Raw genomic sequence first — 21,130 nt, 5'->3', positions numbered from 1 at the left:
TATGTATTAATTACGTTACGGATTGGAAAAGTTCGATGCCAATAGGTCGTTGGGCAGTGACGGATATTGACGCCGGAGAGTTCGGGTCGAGGAGACCATCCGTCGGGCATACACGAGTTACCTCAGTAGGTCACCACGGCGCTCGAGCGATAGTTCCTATCGCGGTCTCGAGATGGACTCTCGTAGTCATATGCTCATCAAATACACGGCGAACCAGGCGGAATCTATCGTCTCTCCGACCGTGGCCGCTCGTTTCTCGAGGGTGATTTCGATGCCAACGAGCTAGAGAGACATAGCTCAACGGACGGTGATCTCGGATCGAATCGAGTGCCGCGGCGATGGCACTTGGTTTATAACTATCTCGGCATAACAGGTCGGATAGTAACTAGCAGCGATGGGACAAGGGAAACGCAACATAGCGGTCCGTTTTTTCGGCGGAGCGGGGAACTATACGGATGTACTCGCGGAGTTGTGTCAGTACGTTCTCACCGAGAACCCGACCGAAGCGGCGGTGTTCGAGTGGCTCACATCGAATACACGGGCGACGAGCGATGACGGAATTCAGGATCGAATCGGCTTTCTCGAGTCGATCGAGCTACTCGAACTCGAGTCGGATCGCGTTCGGCTCACACAGCAAGGGATCGAGTGGCTGGCAGAAACAGATCCGGAGTATCTCTACGGGCTGCTCGCGAGCAATGTCCACGGGTTCGATACGATACTGCAGACACTGCTCGACGGTCCGAAGACTGACGCTGAATTGGGGGCCGTGATTACATCCGAACACGCCGAGTTCGACTGGAACGATTCCGCCGGCCCTGCCCAGCACCGAGGGTGGTTGCAGAGTCTCGGCTACATCGAACGATCTAACGGCGTGAACGCGCTCACGAACGATGGACAGGAACTGGCTCGGCGACGATCGGCCGAGTATCCGTACTTCGAGCGGGACGAATTTTACACGCAGACCGAACTCGAGGAAGAACTCGGAACCAACTTCGGCGCATACATCAAGGGCATCAATCCCCGGACGGACGAGAACGGTAACCTCGACTTCGTCGTCATCAAGGCTCGAGAGGACGGGCCGTATAGCGATGAGTTCGGGAAGGAGCAGTTCACCTACATCGGTGAAGGGCTGCCAGAGAAGGGTGACCAACGCCGGACAGCCGCGAACGGGGCGCTTCTCGACCAGGCTGACCGATCGACCGCTCCGGTATACTTCTTCTATCAGCCGGTAGACAGAGACGACCTCCGGTACGAGGGAATGGTCGACATCGTCGACGCCGAATACGTCTCGCATGGCGGACGGATGGTCTACAAGTTCACGATGGAACGCCTCGAGATAGAGCCAGCGCAGTTCGAAGCGTTCTCGGAATCGGTGTCCGACATCGATGCCGACGAACCGTCACTCACCGACGACGAGGAGGAGTTCACCGAGGTCCAGCGACGAATTCGCTCGAGTGCGTTCCCGAAAACAGTCAAGTCCGTTTACGACTCTCGGTGTGCGATCTGCGGAAACGCACGGGAATCGCCGGACGGAACGATCGATATTGAGGCTGCACATATCTATCCGAAACGAGAGAACGGCCGTGACAACGTCCAGAACGGACTTGCCCTCTGTCGACTCCATCACTGGGCGTTCGACACCGGCTGGCTCGCTGTCAGCGACGACTACCGAATTTTGGTCGCCGACCGACCTGATCTCGAGGGCTACGAAGAATTTGCAGCGCTCGAGAACGAACCGCTGACGCTCCCCGCAGACCAAGACCACCACCCCCACGCGACGTTTCTCGCGGCGCACCGGGAACGGCATGGGTTCGATCCGTAACACCAGTGACCGCTGAGCCCGATTTGATGACCAACGACGGCGCTGCAGGGGCCATATTACCGCTATCGTGCGCGAACGGGCAGATGATGCGGTCGTTATAGGGGAAGATCGGTCGTTGCGACCGACCTCGTCGAACTGGATGATTCCAAGCGCCTCGAGCATCGTCAGTTCTTCACGTCGCAGCCGACGAGTCGCGCGGTCCCGCAGATGCTCGCTGGTTCCTCGTGGTTCTCCGTGACGGGGACCTCGATCGACTGGGCTGCTGGATCTGGGACGACGTGGCATTCGTATCCTCGTGGGCGTTATCGTACCGCCGGATCGTGCCATCGTCCAGGATTGCTGGGCCCGACACGAGTGTGCCGTCGTGGAGCGGATACCGCCACCCCGACGGGTGCGCCTCGTCATCCGTCCGGCGAATCGAGATTCGAACCAGCGTTCCGTTGTCAGAGACGTGCGATCGACTGTCCCCGTCGAGGCCGTCGGCCGTCGGTACTATCCGCTACTATATCGGGTCGAGAACCAACGATAAACGGGAGATAGTCGCTCGAGCAACGGAGAGCGCGGCTGATCGTCCCTCGGAGACCGAACCAACGAGCCTACACTGGTTCACGAAGCGCCCAAACGTCCTCGAGCGGCTCGAGCCGGTGTGGTTCGCTCCCGCGGTCGGTCAGGAGCCCGGTGTGATAGAGCATCGCCTTCAGTTGAAACACCGTCGGCGAGTGATACACCGATCCGTCCTCGAGCGCCGAGTGCCGGAGGTCGCCGTCGTCGGTCAGGACGCGACTGCGGATGCCGTCGTCACCTCGAACGAACAGTTCGACGGTGAACGAGGGGTGAAGTTCGTGCAGGTACACGACGAGGTCCACGAGCGACGGCTCGGCAATGTCGTCGTCGTGCATAGCCTGTAGCTCCGTCACCAGCAGTTCGGTTGCCGGATAGGCACAGATCACCCGGCGAGCCAACTGCCCCCACGCGGGCGCGAGGTCGACGAACCGTTTCGGCGATCGGTACCAGCTCTCGAATTCCTCGAGTGCCCCCGTGACGGACCCGTACCGACTCCGCGCGAATCGGACGACCTCCCGTCCGAGCCCCGTCAGGTCGACCCCCCGCGGCCCGTCCTCGATCAGCCCCAAAAACGCGGCACCCTGTCGAGCGTCGTCTACCGCGCTCACGACCTTGTACTCGGACAGCAGGGCCGCCGTCTCCCCGTCCGCGTAGTGGGCCAGGGGATAGCCGAGGTAGTTCTTCGGATGGTTCAACCCGAACGAGCTGTCCGCGACGCCCTGTGTGCCGGCCTGGAATCGCAGCGCCGTCGCCTCGGTCGTCGTCCGATTACCGACCACGCGGGGCACCTCGAGGGGCTCGACGGTCCCCGCGGAATCGACGCCAAGGACGCCGACGTTCAGCTCCCGTGCGAGCGTCCGGTCGGTCTCGGAGATCGCGGCCGCCGGCGCGGCGAGATAGGCCGCGTTGGCCTCATTAAGCCGATCGTACGCCTGAACGATGCCGCGTCGGGTGTCGACGCCGCCACTGGCGTATCCTTTCGCCTCGATGGCGATCAGCGGCGGCTCGTCGCCGAGTCGCTCGACGGCAAGCAGGTCAGACTCGAGGGTCCGAACGCCGACGAGATCGGGATAGCCGCCGCCGATCCGGACGTGGTTGAATGGCGAGAGACGGTCTCTGACCTCGGGATCGACGGGCTGGCCGGGGAGCCATTCGGCCTGTGAGAACTGCGTGTCGGCCACCGCGTAGGCCGTCGACTCATCGTCGTCCGGGAAGAGTCGCCGTTTGGTGTGGGCCAGCACCTGCGGTTCGGAAAGCGACCGGGCCGCGCTGCTCATGGCTCAGCATCGGACAGCGGTGACAATAATGTTCTGGCGACGGTCGGCCGAGCGGTCACTCCTCGCCGACCGCGAACGCCCCCGACTCGAGTTCCCTCCCGATTCCGGCGAAAACGGCACCCGTTCCGAGCAGCGCGAGGCCGACACCGCCCCACCACGGGGCCGAGCCGTACTCGACGAGCGTCACCAGCCAGAGCGCACCGACCAGCACCACGCCTCCGGCGACGATCATCCGGACGAACCGCTCCATACGGCTCGGTTGGGCATCCCGGGCCAAGTATCTCGGCACTCGAGTCGGTCACCATCCGCCGCCTCGCTCTCAGCAGAGCGCAACCGAGAACAAGCGTTTGTGTCTCGAGTTCGTTCACGGTACTATGACAGCGCCGACGCTCGTTTACGACGACGACTGCGGCTTCTGTACGTGGTGGGCGGAGTACTTCGACAAGCGGACTGACGTCCGAATCGTCGGCTTTGCCGACCTCACGGACGACCTGCGCGAGCGCCTGCCCGCCGATTACGAGGACTGTGCGCACTTGGTGACCGACGACGGCGTATATTCCTGTGGCGCGTCGATCGAGCAGGCGTTCGTCCGGACCGACCTCGCCGAACCGGCAGACGAGGTCGTCGCGTTCCTCCGGCAGTTCGACGACTACCAGCGCCTCCGCGAGCGCTCGTACCGCTGGGTCGCAGACCGTCGCGACACGTGGGGCGAGTTCGTTTCGCGGACGCCGCCGGCGCGCGAGAAGTCGGACGACGGCTGAGGCGTCCTCAGCTGAGCCGCGGCTGGCGACCCCGTAGCTCCTCGAGCGAGACCGGCTGTACGTACGTCCCGACACGTTCACGCTCCCACCAGCGGCCGGTTTCGGCGCGCTCCTCGGGCGTCGTGTACCGATAGCGATAGCGCACCGCGCGGACGCGGGCCGGCGGCTCGCCGTCGAACGGATCTGCGGCGAGCAGTGAGCGCGTCTCCGCGTCGGCCTCGAGCAGTTTCGCCAGCAGTCGGAGGAACCACGGCTGTCGGCGCGGGCTCGGCGACATGGCGGCGAACCAGAGCTGCCAGTCGAGCCGGAGGTGGTAGGGGGCGACCTGCGGCGGCCGGCGCTCAGGATCCGTCGGCTTTCCCTTGAACCGATACGCCTGCCACGCCGTGTCCGCCGTCACGTCCTCGTCGGTCGTCCCCTCGACGACGATCTCGTAGCGGTCCCGCGTGATCGAGCCGAAGGCACCGTAGGTGTTGACGAGGTGGAGGGGATCGAACGCGGTGTTCATGATCTGGCGCTCCGAGAGGGTGTTTCGCACCGGCCGGACGCTCAGTGCGATGACGAGGAGGGCAACGAGCGCCGCCAGCACCTCGAGGAAGAACGGCGTCGGTGCCACCGCGGGCACCGAAATCGGGAGCACGGCGGTGAGGACGCCGTCGCTGACCGTCGGGATCGCCAGCACGATCGTCAGCGCGTTCAGCCAGGCGAAGTTGCCCGTCACTAGCAGCCACCCCTGAAAGCCGATCGTCGCGAGGCCGGCCAGCGCCGAGATCGGTTGGGGCGCGAAGTAGAGGAACGGAACCAGCAACTCGAGGACGTGATTTCCGAAGGTCTCGACTTGATGGAACCGGTCCGACAAGTGGTGTGCATACCAGCTCACCGGGTTCGGGATCGGCTGGGTCTCGTAGTGGTAGTCCATGCAAGTCAGGTCGCGCCAGCAGTCGTCCCCGCGGAGCTTGATCAGCCCCGCGCCGAACATGTTGCGAAAGAGCACCCACTGCAACAGAACGATGACGACGAACGGCGGCGCGACCGACCCCGCACCCAGAAAGATCGCGAGAAATCCCGTCTCGAGCAGCATCGACTCCCAGCCGTAGCCGTAGAACGTCTGGCCGGCGTTGACAAAGGACTGATAGAGCGCCCACAGCGTCGCCCAGAGGGCCATCGAGGCCGGCGTCGCCAGCCCCGTCGGCAGCCAGTAGGGGAGCCCGACCAGCGCCAGCGCCGATAGCCCGACGCCGGTCCAGGCCGCGATCCCGATCGCGCGGTCGCTCGGGACGAAATAGAAGAGGCTCGGCCGCTCGCGAAACGACGCGCCCTCGACGTACCACTCGAGGGGGAGCAGTCCGTCCTCTCCCGCCAGCGGCCGAAACTGGTTTGCCGCGACGAGAAAGGCGAGCAGATAGAGCAGCGCGAGCCCCCGCTGGAAGCCGAGGCGGGCGAGCCAATAGCCCTCTCCGGACCACATACGCGACCGTACTTTCGCGGCTCGGAAAGGCGTGCCGTGTGCGCACACCGTCGGCTCGAGCGCGTCGCGTTCATCCACCGCGCACCGTCAGGAACCGCCGTACCGATACCGCAACATGCCCCCGGCAACCGCAGCGACGAGCCCGCCTGAGGCCAGGACGAGGAGCCCAGGCGCGTACGATCCGGTCAGATCGTACAGCGTCCCGACCAGCACCGGGCCGAGGAAGCCGCCGATCTCGCCGACGGCGAAGATGAACGCGACTGCCGTGCCGGTCAGCCGCGTGCCGATCCCCTCGAGGTCCGGCGGGATCGCCCGGACGAGCGGCGAGAGGCCGCCGAACCCGAATCCGGTGACGACGATGCTACCGAGCAACAGGAGGCCGATATCGCTCGCGAGCACCCCGGATATGCCGAGGCCGGCGATGAGACCACAACCCATCAGTGCCGCTCGACGCGCGCCGAGGCGGTCGGCCACCGCGGGGACGGCCAGCACGCCGACGACGTTAGCCGCGACGAGCAGGCTCGTGGTCCGTCCGGCTCGGTCTGCAGAGAACCCGCGGGCCTCGAGCAACGTCGGGAGCCATCCCTGCATGCCGTGGGCGATCAGGAGGTACATCGTGCCGACGACGACGACGAGTTGCAGTTCGCGGTGGGTGAGAACGAGTTTCAGGTCCTGCCGAATCGCGGCGAGCGTCGGCGACGAGTCGTCCACGTTGGTGCCGTTGGCCGCGCGGTTACGGGCGTCGATCTCCAGCCGCTGAGCGACGACGAGCCACAGCAGGCCGTAGCCGACCGCAACGACGCCGCTCCAGAAGAACAGGGTGCGCCAGCCGCCAAGCAGCGGCCCCAAGATCGGGCGACCGATGGCGAAGGCGCTCGCCGTCCCCGTCGACGCACCGACGAGGTAGATCGAGGACGGAAAGCCGGTCTCGTCGGGCGGAAACAGCACCGAGACGAGTTTCGGCAGGCCGAACGTGACGGCCGTCGCGCCGACACCGATCAGCAGCGTCGCCGCGAGCAACGACGGAAACCCGTCGGCGAAGCTCCGGCCGGCCTGCGCGACGCCGTAGATCACCACGCCGGCCGCGAGGCTCCGTCCCGGTCCGACCCGGTCGACGACCGTCCCGGTAACCAGCGCGATCGGAATGTACGTCAGCGGGACCGCCCCGGCGACCACGCCCGCCTGCGTCCCCGAGAGGCCAAGATCCGCGATAATCGTCGAGAGATACGCCGGCAGCGAGAACCAGATAAACATCAGACAGGTGTAGCCGACCGTTCCCACGGTGACGGCTCCGTACGCGCGACGACGATCCATCTGTTCGGTCATTCGATCGTAGCTGTGACACACCGACTCGAGTACTTTGATGTAGCGGTACGACTCCCCGCTGTCCGCGTCACTCCGTGTCCGGTACGGTCGTCACCCTCCGGCGGCCGACGACCACGCCCGGCCGGCTCGAGACCGATCAAGCGTCGATATCGACGCCGTCGATTTCGATGCGGGCACCGCCGTCGGCGCTCGTCGTCGCACGGACGTCCCACCCGTGAGCGTCCGCGATTCGTTTGACGATGGCGAGCCCGAGCCCGGTCTCGCTCCCACCCATCGAGTGGGCCGGTTGCAAGCGACTACCGTCTCCGTCGCCGGGAAACCCGTATCCATCGTCCTCGACGTAAAACCCGTCTTCGAGCGCGCCGACGCGGACGGTGACGTCTGTCCCACCGTGCTCGACCGCGTTCCGAAACAGGTTCTCGAAGAGGTGTCGAAGCCGCTGTGGATCGGCAGTGACCGTCGGCGGCTCCGCCACGCGGAGGGTGGCCGAAGCGGTATCGACGCCGTCCCAACAGTCCGTCGCGAGCGTTTGGAGGTCGACCGACACCGTCTCCCCGATCGTTCGCCCGTCTCGAGCGAGCGTCAGCGTCCGTTCGACGATCTGGTGAATCCGCTCGAGAGCGACGGCCACGTCCTCGAGGTGGGGGTTGGTACACTCCGACCGAGCCAACTCGAGGTAGCTCTGAGCGATATTGAGCGGGTTGCGGAGGTCGTGGCTGACGATACTCGTGAACTCGTCGAGCCGTTCGTTTTTGCGCTCCAGTTCCGCCTCGCGCTCTTTGTGTTCGGTGATATCGGTCGAAACGGCACAGACGGCGTACGGATCGCCGTTGTCATCGAAGATCGGGTTTTTACGCGTCAGATACGTTCGCCTGCCGTTTACGGTCGGGATCTCTTCTTCGACCTCGAGCGGCTCTCCCGTGTCGAGCACCCGCTGGTCGTCCGTTTGGTACTCAGCAGCGATATCGTCCGGGAGAATATCTTTGTCGGTCATCCCGACCACCGGCTCCGTTTCGAGGCCCAACCGCTCGCGACAGGTGTCGTTCATCAGCAGAAACTGTCCCGTCGCGTCCTTCATGAGGATTATCGCCGAGACCGTATTGAGAACCGCCTGTAGCTGGCGCGTCGTTTCGCGCAGTTCGCGTTCTCTCTCCTTGTGCTCGGAGATGTCCGTATAGATCGCGTATCCGTTTTGCGTTCCGTCCTCGCTGGACAACAGGACGACGTTGAGAACGAATTCCTGGGGACCGTCGGCAGTTCGTCGCGTCACTTCTGTGTGAGCGCGTCCGTTTTCGAGGATCTCCTTGTTAATGCGCGCCGCTTCGCGACGGTGCGTCTCCGGGACGATGAGGTCGTCTAAATTCTCTCCGACGATCTCCCCGGCGTCGTACCCGAACGTCTCCTCGAAGGCTCGGTTTACCTGATCGACGGTCGGGCCGGTATCGTCGATCTCACCGTAGACGACCGGGTTTTGGAGATTTTCGAAGAGAGCGGTGAACTGGTCGCGTTCCCACTCGAGGTCCCGTTCGCACTGCTTTCGGGCCGTGATATCGGTCGAACTGACGACGATACCGTCGATCTCGGGCGGGTTCGTCACGGCAGATTCGACCCATTGGTACGAGCCGTCCTCGCGCCGATGCCGGTACTCGCCCTCGATGACCGCCCCGCTGGTTTCGGTCGCCCGGTCGATCAGCGACCGGGCGCGGTCGCGGTCGTCCGGATGGATCGCAGCGAAGAGACACGCACCGCGAGGGGGATCGAACTCGTCACCGAGCAGCCGCTTCATCCCAGGGGTGGCGAACTGACAGCCACCGTCCTCGTCGAGCACGGCGAGCCGTTCGGTCGGCTGCTCGAGTAGCGTCCGGAACCGATCGTCACGCGTCTCGTTGGCGTCCCGTGTCCGGTGTCGGTCAACGATGGCGGAGACTCGTTCGGCGAGCAGTTCGGGCCGATCGGATCGCGATCCACGCGGGACGTAGTCGGTCACGTCGGCGGCGATCACCTCTCTGACGATCGCATCGTCGGCGTCGGCCGTATACAGAATAAACGGCAGGTCCCCGTGGGTCTCGCGGACAGTCTCGAGAAACGTGAGCCCGTTTCGATCGGGAAGGTCGTACTCGGAGACGAGACAATCGACGTTAGTAACAGCGAGACGATCCAGCCCGTCACCGACGCTGGTCGCAGTTTCGACGGACCCCTCACCCACATCCTCGTTCAGAACGGTGGAAAGTCCCGACGCGGCCGTCGGATCTTCGGCAACGAATAACACGGTCGTCTCCTCGCTGTCCATAGTCGGATCTCCAGTATGGTATCCCGCATATGGTATAAGGGCTGTGGCGGATCGGTTCGGAGATGCGCAGACGCGGCGTCGAATGCAGCACTCAGCGATCGCCGACCGAACTACTGGTTGCTCGTCTCACGGTGACGGCCCGGCGTATTGGGAGGAGACGACGAACTCGTATCGGAAACGGCAGCCGCTGTCGGTCGGTCAGTCCTCGAGCAGTGATCGTTCCGCGTTCCCGACGATGAGCAGGGAGCCGACCGCGACGGCGACGGTCGTCACCAGCGGATTTACGATTCCGAGCGCGGCCGATGGGATGGCGATCGCGTTGTAGGCGAACGAGAGCCCGACGTTCTGCCGGAGGCGCTTGCGGGCCGTCGTCGCCAGCGCGAACGCTCGCTCGACCGCGGCCAGATCGTCGTCTGCGATCGCAATGTCGGCCGCGTCGGCGGCGAGTGCGGTGCCACTGCCCAGCGAGATGCCCAGGTCGGCCGCCGCGAGTGCGGGCGCGTCGTTCGTTCCGTCGCCGACCATCGCGACGCGGGTATCGGTTCGCATCCGCCTAATGGCCGCCGTCTTCGCGTCGGGCGAGACGCCCGCGAAGACGTGATCGACGCCCGGATGCTCCGCGAAGGCCTCGGAGGACGCCCCCTCGTCGCCGGTCAGTACCACGACGTCGACGCCGTCGTCATCCAGCGCCGCGATCGTCTCGTCCCACCCCTTTCGGGGGTCGTCGCCGACGACCACGAGCCCCTCCGCCTCGCCGTCCCGGCCGACGACGACCGGGAGCCGACCGGCCGCTCGAGCGCGCTCGAGTCGCGCCGTGAGAGCGTCGCTGAGCGCCCACTCGCGCTCCCGGAAGAGGTCGGGGTGGCCGACCAGCACCGTCCGGCCGTCGACGGTCCCCTCGACGCCGGTCGCGTGAGTGTGGAAGTCCGTGACTTCCGTCTCGGGGAGAGCGGTGGACCCGCCGTCCGCTCGCGTCTCCGTGTCCGCGTCACCGCCACCGCTACCGCCACCGTCGAACGCCGCGGCGATCGCCGCCGCGGCCGGGTGGGCCGCACGCCGCTCTAAGGCGGCCGCGGCCGCGAGCAGGTCGTCGGGCGCGTCTGCCTCGCGGACGGTCATCTCGCCGGTGGTGAGCGTGCCGGTCTTGTCGAAAACGACGGTGTCGACAGCGCGCAGGCGCTCGAATATCGTCTCATCGAAGACGACGATCCCCCGATCGAGAGCCGCCTGAAGGCTCGCGGCGACGGTGTACGGCGTCGCAAAGCCAAGCGCCCACGGGCTGACGACCATGATCGCCATGCAGGCCGCCAGGGCGGTCGCCACCGGACTAGCGCCGAGGAGGAACGACCCCGCGCCGACGGCGACCGCGGTGGCGAGGACGATCGGGACGAGCGTCGCGGCGAGCTCGTTGGCCCGCCGCGTGACGCCGTGGTCAGCACTCTGGACGTTCCAGACGACCTGTGTGAGTCGCTCGATGCTGCTCGTCGTCCGCTCGCCGACGTCGACGACTGCCGCATCGGTGGTGACGACCGACCCACCGACCACCGCGTCGCCCACGCGTTTCGTGACCGGCAGCGACTCGCCCGTGACGACGGCCTCGTCGACCGCACACTCGCCCTCAGCGAGGGTCCCGTCGACGGGGATGCGCTCGCCCTCGCGAACGAGCACCCGATCGCCCGACTCGAGGTCGGCGACGGGGAGTTCGGTCGTCGAGCCGTCCGACGCGTACAGCCGAGCCGTGTCGACCTGCGAGACGGTGAGGTCGGTCAGCCGGTCGGCCGCGCGGCGCTTGACCGTCGACTCGTAGTAGATCGCCCCCATCACGAGCGCGGCGACGAGGATCGTCAGGTCGAAGTAGACATCGGTCCGGCCGAGAGTAGAGACGATCGCGGCGTAGACGTAGGCGCTACAGATCGTCAGCGCTGCGAGCAGGTCCGTCGTTGGCCGTCGCAGCTTCAGGCTGACGTACGCACCCCGGAGCAGCGGGCCGCCGGTCAGGTAGACGATCGCGCCCGTTAGCACGACGAACAGCGGGAGATACAGCGAGCCGCTGAAGCCGGTAAACGCACCCTCGAAGTGCGCGATCGCACCCCAGTCGGTAAACGAGGTGAGATACATCGGGTAAAACACCGCCACGAACGGCAACAGGAGAAACGAGCCGAAGACGACGCCCACCACGTACCGCATCTCGAGCATATCGTCGGCGCGGCGCTTTCGCAGGCCGGACATCTCGCGAGAGCGGCGCGTGCCGCCGGTCTCGTCGTCGGCAGTGGCCTCCTCTCGCAGATAGGCCGTGTAACCGACGGTGCTCAACGCGTCCTCGAGGTCGGCCGGCGAGACCCGCTCCGGATCGTGATCGACCCGAACCGTCTCCGTGACGTAGCTCGCTTCGGCGTTGGTCACGCCGTCGCGACCCTCGGCGACCGACTCGAGAAACGCCTCGCAAGTCGCCGAGTGCATGCCGTCGATCCGGAGGAAGGTGCCGGTCATCCCGTCCGGCTCGTCGCGCCGATCGTCCGTCCGGTCGACGGTGTTTCCCACACCATCGTCTCGAGCATCAGCGTCGCTATCGCCGTCGCTCGCGCCGTACTCGGCTGCGATGTCGCGACAGCCGGGCGAACAGAAGCCGTCCGAGCCCGGGTCATCGGCGGACGCCGAGAGCAGCGTTTCACATAGCCGACAGCGCTCGCGCCGGTCGCTCTCCGTGCGTCGATCGCTCACGGTCGTCGCTCCGGGTTCGACGGCAATAACAGTGACCGATCCGATCGCACGGAGGACATCGCGTCGGCACGGCGACCCCGTTCCGGCCAGTCACGTCGTGTCCAGATCGAGCCGCGAAAACGACCACGCCTCGACCGAACTCAACTCGAGGCCCAGCTCGTCGCCGAGGTCGCGTGCGAGCAGCGTCCGCGCGGTCGGCCGCAGCAGCGCCGACAGCGGCAAGCGCGTATCCGGATAGAACCGGTACCGGAGCGGGGCCGGCAGCGTCTCCCCAAACGCCTCGACGTAGCCGCGGTCCGCGTGATCGTCGAGCGCGGCCACGAGCAGGCGCTCTATCGCCGCTCCCTCCTCAAGCGTCCGCGGAAGGGTCTCGACGATCCGCGCGTACTCGTCGGTGCTCGAGGTAACGAGCGCGGCGACGGGCTCGCCGTCCCGCTGGGCGACGTAGGCCGCGTACGTCCGAGCGGGGTTCGCGAACCGCCAGCGGTAGAACGCGGCGGTGCGGTTCGTGTGAACCGCGTCGGGGATCGAGCGTCGGTAGACCGTCTCGAGAACGTCGGCCGGCGGCGTCTCGTAGCGCTCGATCTCGAGGTCGCCGTCGGAGCCGACAAGCAGTCTATCGCCGGCCCGGTGGGAGGTCGCGATCGCGCCCTCGAGAGCGTCCGCGAGCGCGGCGATCCGCCGGCCGTCGGCCGCTCGTGGGTCGGTAGCGGGCGACGACGAGTCGGCGTCGGTTCGATCCCCGAGTGCGCCGATGGGGTTTTGCGGGCGGTAGTAGGCCGGCACCGTCCCGATCTCCTGCCAGCCGTGCGCGAGGTTGCCGGGTTTCGAGTGCTCGTTGGGGAAGTTGAAGAAAAACGACGGCTCGCCGGTGCGGTAGCGCTCGATGGCGTGGTCGTTCATCCGGCCGAACAGACCTCGGCCGCGATGGTCGGCGTGGACCATCGTATCACAGGGCTGGAACGCGGTCCGAACGACGCCGCTGAGCCGCATCTCCTGGGCGAAAAACGACCTGAAACCGACCGGCTCGCCGTCGACGGTCGCGACGACGATCGGGACGTGGTCGGCGAACGGGTTCTCGCGAAACTTCCAGCGAAACCAGTCGGCACTTCTCTCGCGGCCGAACACGGTCTTGTACAGCGATAAGAACGTCGCTCGATCGGCGGGCTCGAACGCGCGGACGGTCCGTCGCGTCGCCGCTCGTGGTGACGTACTCATAGTTGAGGCCGTTTCACGCCCGGCTGCGAGGTGAACTCGAGCGACCCGCAGCGTGGCTGTGACGGGTGGACCTTCGCTCGAGACGGGAATACCAGTTGGCCCTGAATACGCCGATTTCGACAGATCCGTGGACTGTTTCCGGAATCCGACTGTAAGCGATCGATTCTAGCACGACCTCATCGATTCGTTCTCGAAACGACTCCGAAACGGTTCACTGGTGTTCGAGTAACGCGTAGAGATCACCGGGAGCCGTCGACGCGTATACGACTCCATCGAAGACGACCGGCCCGTGCGTGATCCCGGCCCTCGTATAGTCGCCGAAGTCGACGGCTCGAGTCGCGAACTGCCACCGGACGGTGCCGTCCCCCACATCGAGTGCGAACAACTTCCCTGACGGACCTCGAGATGGTTCGCCCACGTAGACGACCTCGTCGGCGACGACCGGCGCACCGAGTTCGTACGCATCGACGGTCTGACGCCACTCGAGCCGACCAGTCGCGGCGTCGAGGGCGACGACGGTCCCGTCGTCCCCGGCCGCAAAGACAGTCATCTCGGTGGCTGCGATTGGTCGACGGATCGGAACGTCTATCTCGTTTGTTTGCTGCCAGACTGTCGATCCGTCCGCGGTGTCGACCGCGCGAACCGTCCGGTCACACGAACCGAGGAACAGCCGATCGTTCGCGACGGCGGGTGCAGACCGCCAGCAGTCGACGTCCTGATTCGCTCGCCAGCGTTTCTCGCCCGTCTCGGCCGAGATCGCGTAGAGCGTATTCGTCTTGTCGACGGCGTACACTGTGCCGTCGGAAACCGCCGGCGTCGTTTCGATTCGTCCCTCGGTCTCGAACCGCCATCGTTCGTCGCCCGTGGCAGCATCGATGCCGTACAACACGGTGTTACTGCCGGGCACGTAGACGGTATCCGCCGCCACAGTCGGTGCCGAAAGGATTCCGCCGCCACGGTTCGGTCGGAACGCCCACCGTTCGTCACCGGTCGCAGCGCTCCGAGCCTCGAGTCCGTTCCCGGTGACGTATACCGTCCCATCGACGACTGACGGGCTACCGCTCGACTCGAACCACTCCCCGCGTATCCGCTCTCCCGTACGACCGTCGAAGACGGCTCCGCCCGCGTACACGCGGCCGTCGCTGACGGCGATCCTCGAGTCGGCCTCGGAACAGGCGCTGTACCGCCAGGCCGTCTCGACGCCGGTTTTCGGCCCCTGTGCGTCCGGGTTGTAGCCGGAGTTCGCCGCGTCGTACCGGTACATCGGCCACGCTTCCGTTCCGTCGAGAGAGACATCCGAAGAATACTGAAATCGTCCGTCCGAACACGATCCGTTCGTGCTGCGTCCCGAGAGGCAGCCAGAGATACTCATCGTCCCGATGCCGACGGCACCGGTGAGAAACTGCCACCGTGAGTGGAGAGACATCTATCTAACAACCTGTTTATCAGTTTAAACTTTTTCTAGTCCGTATATTCGGATTATAGGGATAGCTACGCTTGCCCGTGTTCATCGCCGCTCGAGGACGGTCCCCTCGTTGCCAACCGCGACCGCCCGGTCGCCGGCGGACCTAATCGACACGGCCAGCAGCGACGCCGACGCGTCCGCGTCCGCCTGCGTCCACTCGGCCGCGTCGGTCCGCTCGTAGATCTCCCCGTCGGCGCTGCAGGCGAGCGTCTCGCCCTCGCGGCGGGCCAGCCCCGGCAGCGCGCCGTCGGCGACCCGCTCCGGCGTCCACGTCCCGCCGCCGTATCGGTGGACGACGCCGTCGTCCGCGCTCACCAGACAGTCCTGGCGGCCCAGCGTCGCGACGGCCTCAAGCGTCCCGTCGGCACCGACCGGCCCTATCTCCTCGAAGGAGCGGCCGCCGTCGGTCGTCTCGAAGACGCCGTCGTTCGTATCACAACAGTAGCCGATCGACGCGTCCGCGAGAGCGATCGCACTCAGGCTCGAACCGCCGCCGGGTTTGACCGGGTCCTCCCACGAGGGCTCGCCGTCGCGGTACCGCCCGCGACAGACCGCGCCGGAGCCGTTGATCAAAAGAACCGTCTCGTCACCGCTCGCGCCGCAGACGGCGATTCCCAGCCAGTTGTCGGTGATCCCCGCCGGTGCCGTGTAGTCGGTGTGGCGACCGCTCTCGGCCTCGAGCCTGGCCAGCGCACCGCCGTCGCCGGCGATCCAGACGGCGTCGCCGTCGGCCGTCGCGTCGACCCCGCGGAGGTCGGCCCCCGCGGCGGCCGGCCCGTCCTCGAGCGCGACCGTCCAGTCGGTTCCGTCATCGGCGGGAGCCGCGGCGAGTACCAGTCCGCCGTCGCCCGTCGCGTAGACCGACCCTGCTTCGGTCACGCAGACGTCGCGAAGGGTCGCCCCGACGGAAATGTCGACAACCTCCCAGTGACGGGGGCGTTCGTCGTCGGTCATTCGATCGGTCGACGATTCACCGTCGTTCTGCGGATCGGCATCGCGACGGTCTCCCGTCGAATCGGCCGTCGCGCCGCTGAATGCAGTATCGGGCCCGCCTGTTGGCCGGGTGTCGGTAGCGTCCCCCGCTTTCGCGTCGGCCCCGGTCTCGGCCCACTCGAGCGATTCGGGCTCCGACCTCGCCCCTCGAGCGGCCGATGCATCCGTCGTCTCCCTCGCTGCATCCGTCGTCTCGTCCGTCGAGGGTGACTCGGTCGGCTGGGCCGTAGCGCGAGTCCCCTCGTCTTGATCCGCCGCCGGTTCTCGCAAGTAGAGTACGATCGGCGGCACGACGTAAGACGCCAGCGCGAGGACGACGAACCAGCGGTGAACGATCGTCAGCGTTCCGAACGCGGTCAGGCCGGCGGTCGCGACCGCGTGGACCCACGTCTTCGTGTACCGACGAAAGAACGGGACGAAGCCCTCGTCGGACCGCGAATCGGTAGTCATCGGTCGGTGCTCGCAGTTGGTCACCCTATCCGACTCGAGAGCAAAAGCGTACTGCAGGCACGAGTTGCTCCCCCCGCCGACGCCGCGAACGTCGCGATCGTGTCGTGGATCGATATGCGCGAAGCCTCTTGGTGCTACCCCAGATCGGCCAAATCGTACCATTATCTACTAATTATTAATCAAGAGATGGATTCGACAGTGAGTATGGTCGCATTGATCGGTCAGGTGGTGGAATCGTACGAAGAAGAGCTCTACTCAGCGGTTCGTATTTTCGTCGGACTCTTGTTCATGCAACACGGTGTTCAGAAACTGTTCGGTCTCTTCGGTGGGGTCGATGGAAGCGGAGGGACCGTCTCGCTGGTCAGTCTGTACGGCGTCGCTGGCATCCTCGAGTTAGTCGGCGGGTTCCTTATCGCCGTTGGCATGTTGACCCGTCTCGTCGCACTCCTGACGGCTGGTGAGATGATCGCCGCCCAATTCATGACACACATTCCAGACGGGCTCATCCCGATTCAGAACGGGGGCGAACTCGGGTTGCTCTATCTCGCCGTGTTTCTCGTCCTCATCGTGTGCGGGAGCGGACAGTACAGCATCGAACACCTGCTGTTTGACCGCGAAGTTGTCTGACCAACATTCGACTACCTGACATGGGATTTAGACGGCTCCGGGCACGCCTCGAACCGGTCACCGTTGGACGCGTTTGACGGTTGGACTGCTAACAACCACCGAAAATCACGGCATAGCCGATCACACCACGGCTGCTTCAGGAAAAGCGAGGTTCTCTGTCCGTGCTCGTGTTGCAATCATCGCAGCCTCCGACATCAGAAGAGGTTCAACAACGGCGCGAAGATGCCGGCGTTGAACGTATCTTCGGCGCGATAGCCCTCGATATTGGCGTTGTAGTTGTGATAGTCTGGGACGTACTCGCGGTTCATACACCGAACCATCATATGGTCGGTACCAGGTCCGAGAACGCGGTATTCGTTGGGCGGTTCCTCACCGCGGGCGAGGTAACTATCTCGGATCTGACAGCGAAGGTGATAGACCAGAAAGTCCTGAAACTGATCCCTGTCGAGGTCGATAACCACGTGCTCGAGGCGCGTATCCGGTTTTCGGTCCGGATACGGGTTATCGCTCCAGACGAGTCGGTCGTCGTTGATATCGGCGTAGTACATCACGTGGACACCGGAAGTGGCGTCGATCTCGTTCCCGTCTTCGGAGAGGTAAACGTCAAGTTTGTGTTCGCGGTACTCGTTCATCGCCGCACCGGCTGGAACGGGATCTGGGTTCGGCTGCGCGATGGTAGCGTCGTATGCACCAGCCAGCTGGCGATAGTAGTGATGGAAGTAGCGCTTTAGGTCCTCTTCGGACAGACTCGCAACTGTCTCTTTGACCTGTTCAATTCGGTCACTTCGCAGATACCACGGAGCTGTGTCGTGCTCGGTATTCTGCGCGACGTACCACTTGGCGTAATCCCGTGCTTGGTCGACCATCTCGTCTCCGTCACCCGTTCGATTATCGGGATCGTCTGAGTAGCCGTCTTGTCCATGCCCTTGAATGTTACCTTTGAAACCAACTGAGACAGTATGTTGAACAGAGTTGTTGTCAAATATTCTTACTCCGAGACCCCTTTTTCCTCACCGATGATTTTTCCGTTCATTACTTATTCTCCTCAAAACGACTTGATCCAGTTTCCTGCACTCCGTCGAGAGTAGATTCGGATTTAATTCCAAGGATCTCGAGGACGCGGTCACGATTATCATAGATCGCTTGGAGGGCAGCACCGGACAGCGAGCCGAGTATCTCGCCGAGGGGAAGGCCGGATTTCTTGCCAGCTTCGGTCATGGTCATTTTGAGTGCTTCGCCGGTTCCAGCATCGCCCGCTTTCTGGAAGATGTTCCCCTCGAGCGCGGTCGACAAGTCGTTGACTTTCGCTTGCAACTGTTGCTGATTCTCCGCCAGTGCGTAGAGGCGCTCGTCGATCCCGGACAGGTCGCCGAGATCAGTCAGCGACACTCCGGGGTCCTCATTATTTCCGAAGACCAGCTCTTTCAGCGACGACAACCGCCCTTGGGGTGACCGCTGGACGTGAACCTCCGTCGTTCCCAGCCGCTGGATGCCCAACTCTCCGCCTGCCAGTACTCGCTGTGCCGTCTCCTCGGCCTCCCGCTCGAGTGCAGGATCTGGATCGATCTCGAGGCCGAGATCGTCTTGAGGTAGCATCGAGACTCCACCACCTGTTCGCTGTCTGATGTGAGCGAGGACGACGCCGAGTCGCGCTCGTCGGAAAACCGCCGTGAACGTGACGAATATCGTCTCATCGATCTATTACTCGCAGTGTTTCAACCCACACATATTAGTGTTTACTGTTATATTCGAACAAAATTTATCGATAGCTACTGCGTTGATCCGATATCACCGCACTGCCATACGAGACTATACGAGCGAGTTAGCTCCCTCACCGAACTGAACAGGGCCAACCGAGATGTCTCGAGAGAGCCGTTAGAAGTACCCGTAACCGTCGATGTCGGCCTCGGTATCGAAGTACTCAGGATACATTTCGAAGTGTTTATACTTAATTGTATAATGGTGAATGCCAGTCCCAAGAATTCGGTAGGCTGCCGGCGGTTCCACTCCCATTCCAATATAGGTATCCCGAACCTGACAGAGCAGGTGATGCACAAGGAACGCCCGAAAAATCTCGGGCGAATCGCTCATAGCCGTCGGAATCATCTCGATTACCGTATCAGGTGGTTGCCGATGAGCATCCTCGCCCCCGACTGTGCGAGCTGGTTTATTTTCCCGGTGATACATGTAGTACGGCTCCGAGATACCTTCGATTCCAAACCGGCGGAAGCGTTCAGAAGGCGTGGCACTTATAGATTGGTCGTCCATCTCCTTACTTCCGTCACCCCCGAAGAATCCACTGAGGCGGTCGGTGAGCGTCCTAAACACGCCCGCGTTCTGTAATCGGCCAACAACGGCCGTTGCGAACTCCTCAGCACCATCGGCGATGTCCTCGTGATACCCACGCACGTCCTCGATTGTCGTCTCGAGGTGAACGTCTTGCTTATAGACCACGCCCTGCTCGTGAGGGACTGCCTCCTCAAGTTCGATCGGACGGGCTACCGTGTCATCGCCGTAGCTTCTGAACTGGTTGATGAGCGTTCCAAAGTACTGCCTAATCTCCTCATCGTCCATCTCGCGAACGGTCGCTAGCGTCGCAGCGATTCGGTCAGGATTTCGCCGCGGTAGGAGCGTGTCGTACTCACGATCGCGATAAACATGCCACTTGGCGTACTTCTGAACCTGTGCGACCATCTCATCTTCGTGGATAGTTCGCTTCTCGGGATCATCCGGGTAGCCATCCTGCACGTGGTATGCAATTTCCCAACTACCTTTCTTGATCGATATCTCATGTATGATTCCGTTATTATCTGTGACATCTACACCAATTCCATTTTCATTTTCGCCGATAATTACCGCATCCATTATTCTCTCACCCCTGTCGGGTCGGTCTCTGCACTAGTTGCTCTATCCTCCATACTTTCACTACCATTGGACCTGAAATACGACTTAATAACAGACACAATGTCCGAACCCCTTTGTTTGAGGGCTTTAACGAGACCGTCGCCGGCTTTCTGAAGGGCGAATGCTAGTATCATCGCACCGGCAACCTTCGGGGCAGTCGTCCAGAGGAAATCGAGGGTGTGGCCGCCGCCGTTGGCGAGTACATCGCCCGCCACGCTCTGGAGGTCGCGAGGATTGGCCATCGTTCTGGCCGCACTGATGATCAAGTCAGTACTCCCGCCAGCGATGTCCGCGATCAGTGATCTGGCCTCCTCGAGACTCGTCGGCACTGCCTCCACTGCATCGTCCGCGGTATTCGGCATGCTTTCGGCCGCTGCAACCGTCGCGGAAGCTTTCAATGCTTCCTGAGCACCTGCCTCAGCCAATGCTGTCCCACCGCCGTCTCCGAGTTGCCCACCAAGCTGGTCGATGAGTCGCTGCTGGTTCTGGATCAGCGTCGCGATCGTCTCCCCGAGGTCGCCATTGTCGAAGCCCTCGAACATCGGACCGCCTTCGTCAGTTCCACTGCCACCTCCCTGGGACGTACTACTCCCGAACAGTGACCCGAACCCGAATCCAAGCCGCTGGACGTGAACCTCGGTTTGAGCCAGCCGCTGGATGCCCAACTCTCCGCCTGCCAGTACTCGCTGTGCCGTCTCCTCGGCCTCCCGTTCGAGTGCAGGATCTGGATCGATCTCGAGGCCGAGATCGTCTTGAGGTAGCATCGACACCGCCCCGCCCGTTTGCTGTCTCACGTGTGCCAGTTCGTGGGCGAGAACGTGTTGGCCCTCAGGCGAGGACGGATCGTACTCGCCGGAATTAAACGCAACGTGATTCCCGACGGTAAACGCCCGCGCGTTGATCTGCTGGCAGGCTTGAGCGGCTTTCGGCCCGGTATGAATGCGGACATCACCCAGCGAGTCACCCATGCGATCTTCCATCGTCCGCTGGATCGACGTATCCAATGAGCGGCCACGCGAGGAAATTACATCGCGGACCGAATCGGGAACTTTCGTCTCACCGGCTGGGCTCGCCTCTCGGCCAGCCGTCGAGCTACGCTGAAGTGATTCCGGAATACGTCGCCCGGCTTCCCGGCGTTCACTGAGAGGGCGATTGCCGACCGTCGGACCGGAGACCGGTCCGGATCCCTCTCTCACGCGCTGAAGCAGCTCCGCCGACGAGTCCATCGCATCCATCGGTTTCGG

14 protein-coding genes and 2 pseudogenes are annotated in these 21,130 nt (G+C 63.7%); 3 read left to right on the top strand and 13 right to left on the bottom strand.

The window, feature by feature from the left end:
• Positions 1 to 394 precede the first annotated feature (394 nt).
• Positions 395 to 1,822, top strand: a complete 1,428-nt coding sequence (locus ACJ70B_RS10300) for an HNH endonuclease (RefSeq protein ID WP_408956896.1) — start codon at positions 395 to 397, stop codon at positions 1,820 to 1,822.
• Between the two features lie 596 nt (positions 1,823 to 2,418).
• Here ACJ70B_RS10300 and ACJ70B_RS10295 read toward each other — a convergent pair.
• Entirely contained in the window at positions 2,419 to 3,663 is a 1,245-nt protein-coding gene (locus ACJ70B_RS10295) for a hypothetical protein (protein WP_408956895.1), read from the bottom strand.
• Between the two features lie 55 nt (positions 3,664 to 3,718).
• A complete protein-coding gene (locus ACJ70B_RS10290) occupies positions 3,719 to 3,913 on the bottom strand; it encodes a hypothetical protein (RefSeq protein WP_408956894.1) in 195 nt (64 codons plus the stop codon).
• A gap of 124 nt (positions 3,914 to 4,037) precedes the next feature.
• On the opposite strand from ACJ70B_RS10290, the gene ACJ70B_RS10285 reads away from it, so the two are divergent.
• The gene (locus tag ACJ70B_RS10285) at positions 4,038 to 4,424 is read left to right on the top strand and encodes a DCC1-like thiol-disulfide oxidoreductase family protein (RefSeq protein WP_408956893.1); all 387 of its coding nucleotides are present in this window, start codon (positions 4,038 to 4,040) and stop codon (positions 4,422 to 4,424) included.
• 7 nt (positions 4,425 to 4,431) lie between these two features.
• Here the strand turns inward: ACJ70B_RS10285 and ACJ70B_RS10280 are convergent, their stop codons facing one another.
• From ACJ70B_RS10280 to ACJ70B_RS10250, 7 genes are all read right to left on the bottom strand, one after another.
• Positions 4,432 to 5,892, bottom strand: a complete 1,461-nt coding sequence (locus ACJ70B_RS10280) for a lipase maturation factor family protein (RefSeq protein WP_408956892.1) — start codon at positions 5,890 to 5,892, stop codon at positions 4,432 to 4,434.
• An 87-nt stretch (positions 5,893 to 5,979) separates the two neighbouring features.
• Positions 5,980 to 7,218, bottom strand: a complete 1,239-nt coding sequence (locus tag ACJ70B_RS10275; RefSeq protein WP_408956891.1) for a CynX/NimT family MFS transporter — start codon at positions 7,216 to 7,218, stop codon at positions 5,980 to 5,982.
• A gap of 136 nt (positions 7,219 to 7,354) precedes the next feature.
• Positions 7,355 to 9,508: a PAS domain S-box protein gene (locus ACJ70B_RS10270; RefSeq protein WP_408956890.1), complete on the bottom strand. Its 2,154-nt coding sequence runs from the start codon at positions 9,506 to 9,508 to the stop codon at positions 7,355 to 7,357.
• A gap of 198 nt (positions 9,509 to 9,706) precedes the next feature.
• Positions 9,707 to 12,229, bottom strand: coding sequence for a heavy metal translocating P-type ATPase (locus tag ACJ70B_RS10265; RefSeq protein ID WP_408956889.1), 2,523 nt, complete (start codon positions 12,227 to 12,229; stop codon positions 9,707 to 9,709).
• A 90-nt stretch (positions 12,230 to 12,319) separates the two neighbouring features.
• The gene (locus ACJ70B_RS10260) at positions 12,320 to 13,447 is read right to left on the bottom strand and encodes a GNAT family N-acetyltransferase (protein WP_408956888.1); all 1,128 of its coding nucleotides are present in this window, start codon (positions 13,445 to 13,447) and stop codon (positions 12,320 to 12,322) included.
• Between the two features lie 211 nt (positions 13,448 to 13,658).
• Positions 13,659 to 14,873: a PQQ-binding-like beta-propeller repeat protein gene (locus ACJ70B_RS10255; RefSeq protein WP_408956887.1), complete on the bottom strand. Its 1,215-nt coding sequence runs from the start codon at positions 14,871 to 14,873 to the stop codon at positions 13,659 to 13,661.
• Positions 14,874 to 14,954: 81 nt separating this feature from the next.
• Complete coding sequence (locus ACJ70B_RS10250) at positions 14,955 to 16,355, bottom strand: WD40/YVTN/BNR-like repeat-containing protein (protein WP_408956886.1); 1,401 nt, start codon at positions 16,353 to 16,355, stop codon at positions 14,955 to 14,957.
• Between the two features lie 204 nt (positions 16,356 to 16,559).
• On the opposite strand from ACJ70B_RS10250, the gene ACJ70B_RS10245 reads away from it, so the two are divergent.
• Complete coding sequence (locus ACJ70B_RS10245) at positions 16,560 to 16,982, top strand: DoxX family protein (protein WP_408956885.1); 423 nt, start codon at positions 16,560 to 16,562, stop codon at positions 16,980 to 16,982.
• A 194-nt stretch (positions 16,983 to 17,176) separates the two neighbouring features.
• On the opposite strand, the gene ACJ70B_RS10240 is transcribed toward ACJ70B_RS10245, so the two are convergent.
• From ACJ70B_RS10240 to ACJ70B_RS10225, 4 genes and pseudogenes are all read right to left on the bottom strand, one after another.
• Positions 17,177 to 17,848, bottom strand: coding sequence for a hypothetical protein (locus ACJ70B_RS10240; protein WP_408956884.1), 672 nt, complete (start codon positions 17,846 to 17,848; stop codon positions 17,177 to 17,179).
• A gap of 166 nt (positions 17,849 to 18,014) precedes the next feature.
• Positions 18,015 to 18,617: pseudogene (locus ACJ70B_RS10235) on the bottom strand (DUF4157 domain-containing protein); the annotation flags it as partial.
• A 240-nt stretch (positions 18,618 to 18,857) separates the two neighbouring features.
• Entirely contained in the window at positions 18,858 to 19,847 is a 990-nt protein-coding gene (locus tag ACJ70B_RS10230; protein WP_408956883.1) for a hypothetical protein, read from the bottom strand.
• Positions 19,848 to 20,502: 655 nt separating this feature from the next.
• Positions 20,503 to 21,121 (bottom strand): annotated as a pseudogene (locus tag ACJ70B_RS10225) (DUF4157 domain-containing protein); the annotation flags it as partial.
• Between the last annotated feature and the right edge of the window lie 9 nt (positions 21,122 to 21,130).

Origin of the sequence: Natrinema sp. 74, assembly GCF_046097095.1 — an archaeon.
Classification (GTDB): domain Archaea; phylum Halobacteriota; class Halobacteria; order Halobacteriales; family Natrialbaceae; genus Natrinema.
Note: the sequence above shows the minus strand (reverse complement) of the source record. Positions and strands in the feature narration are given on the sequence as shown.

Bases quoted from the DNA above. Each gene is read 5' to 3' on its own strand.
- ACJ70B_RS10300 (WP_408956896.1), top strand. From the start codon at position 395: ATGGGACAAGGGAAACGCAACATAGCGGTCCGTTTTTTCGGCGGAGCG.
- ACJ70B_RS10295 (WP_408956895.1), bottom strand. From the start codon at position 3,663: ATGAGCAGCGCGGCCCGGTCGCTTTCCGAACCGCAGGTGCTGGCCCAC.
- ACJ70B_RS10290 (WP_408956894.1), bottom strand. From the start codon at position 3,913: ATGGAGCGGTTCGTCCGGATGATCGTCGCCGGAGGCGTGGTGCTGGTC.
- ACJ70B_RS10285 (WP_408956893.1), top strand. From the start codon at position 4,038: ATGACAGCGCCGACGCTCGTTTACGACGACGACTGCGGCTTCTGTACG.
- ACJ70B_RS10280 (WP_408956892.1), bottom strand. From the start codon at position 5,892: ATGTGGTCCGGAGAGGGCTATTGGCTCGCCCGCCTCGGCTTCCAGCGG.
- ACJ70B_RS10275 (WP_408956891.1), bottom strand. From the start codon at position 7,218: ATGACCGAACAGATGGATCGTCGTCGCGCGTACGGAGCCGTCACCGTG.
- ACJ70B_RS10270 (WP_408956890.1), bottom strand. From the start codon at position 9,508: ATGGACAGCGAGGAGACGACCGTGTTATTCGTTGCCGAAGATCCGACG.
- ACJ70B_RS10260 (WP_408956888.1), bottom strand. From the start codon at position 13,447: ATGAGTACGTCACCACGAGCGGCGACGCGACGGACCGTCCGCGCGTTC.
- ACJ70B_RS10255 (WP_408956887.1), bottom strand. From the start codon at position 14,873: ATGTCTCTCCACTCACGGTGGCAGTTTCTCACCGGTGCCGTCGGCATC.
- ACJ70B_RS10250 (WP_408956886.1), bottom strand. From the start codon at position 16,355: ATGACTACCGATTCGCGGTCCGACGAGGGCTTCGTCCCGTTCTTTCGT.
- ACJ70B_RS10245 (WP_408956885.1), top strand. From the start codon at position 16,560: ATGGTCGCATTGATCGGTCAGGTGGTGGAATCGTACGAAGAAGAGCTC.
- ACJ70B_RS10240 (WP_408956884.1), bottom strand. From the start codon at position 17,848: ATGGTCGACCAAGCACGGGATTACGCCAAGTGGTACGTCGCGCAGAAT.
- ACJ70B_RS10230 (WP_408956883.1), bottom strand. From the start codon at position 19,847: ATGGATGCGGTAATTATCGGCGAAAATGAAAATGGAATTGGTGTAGAT.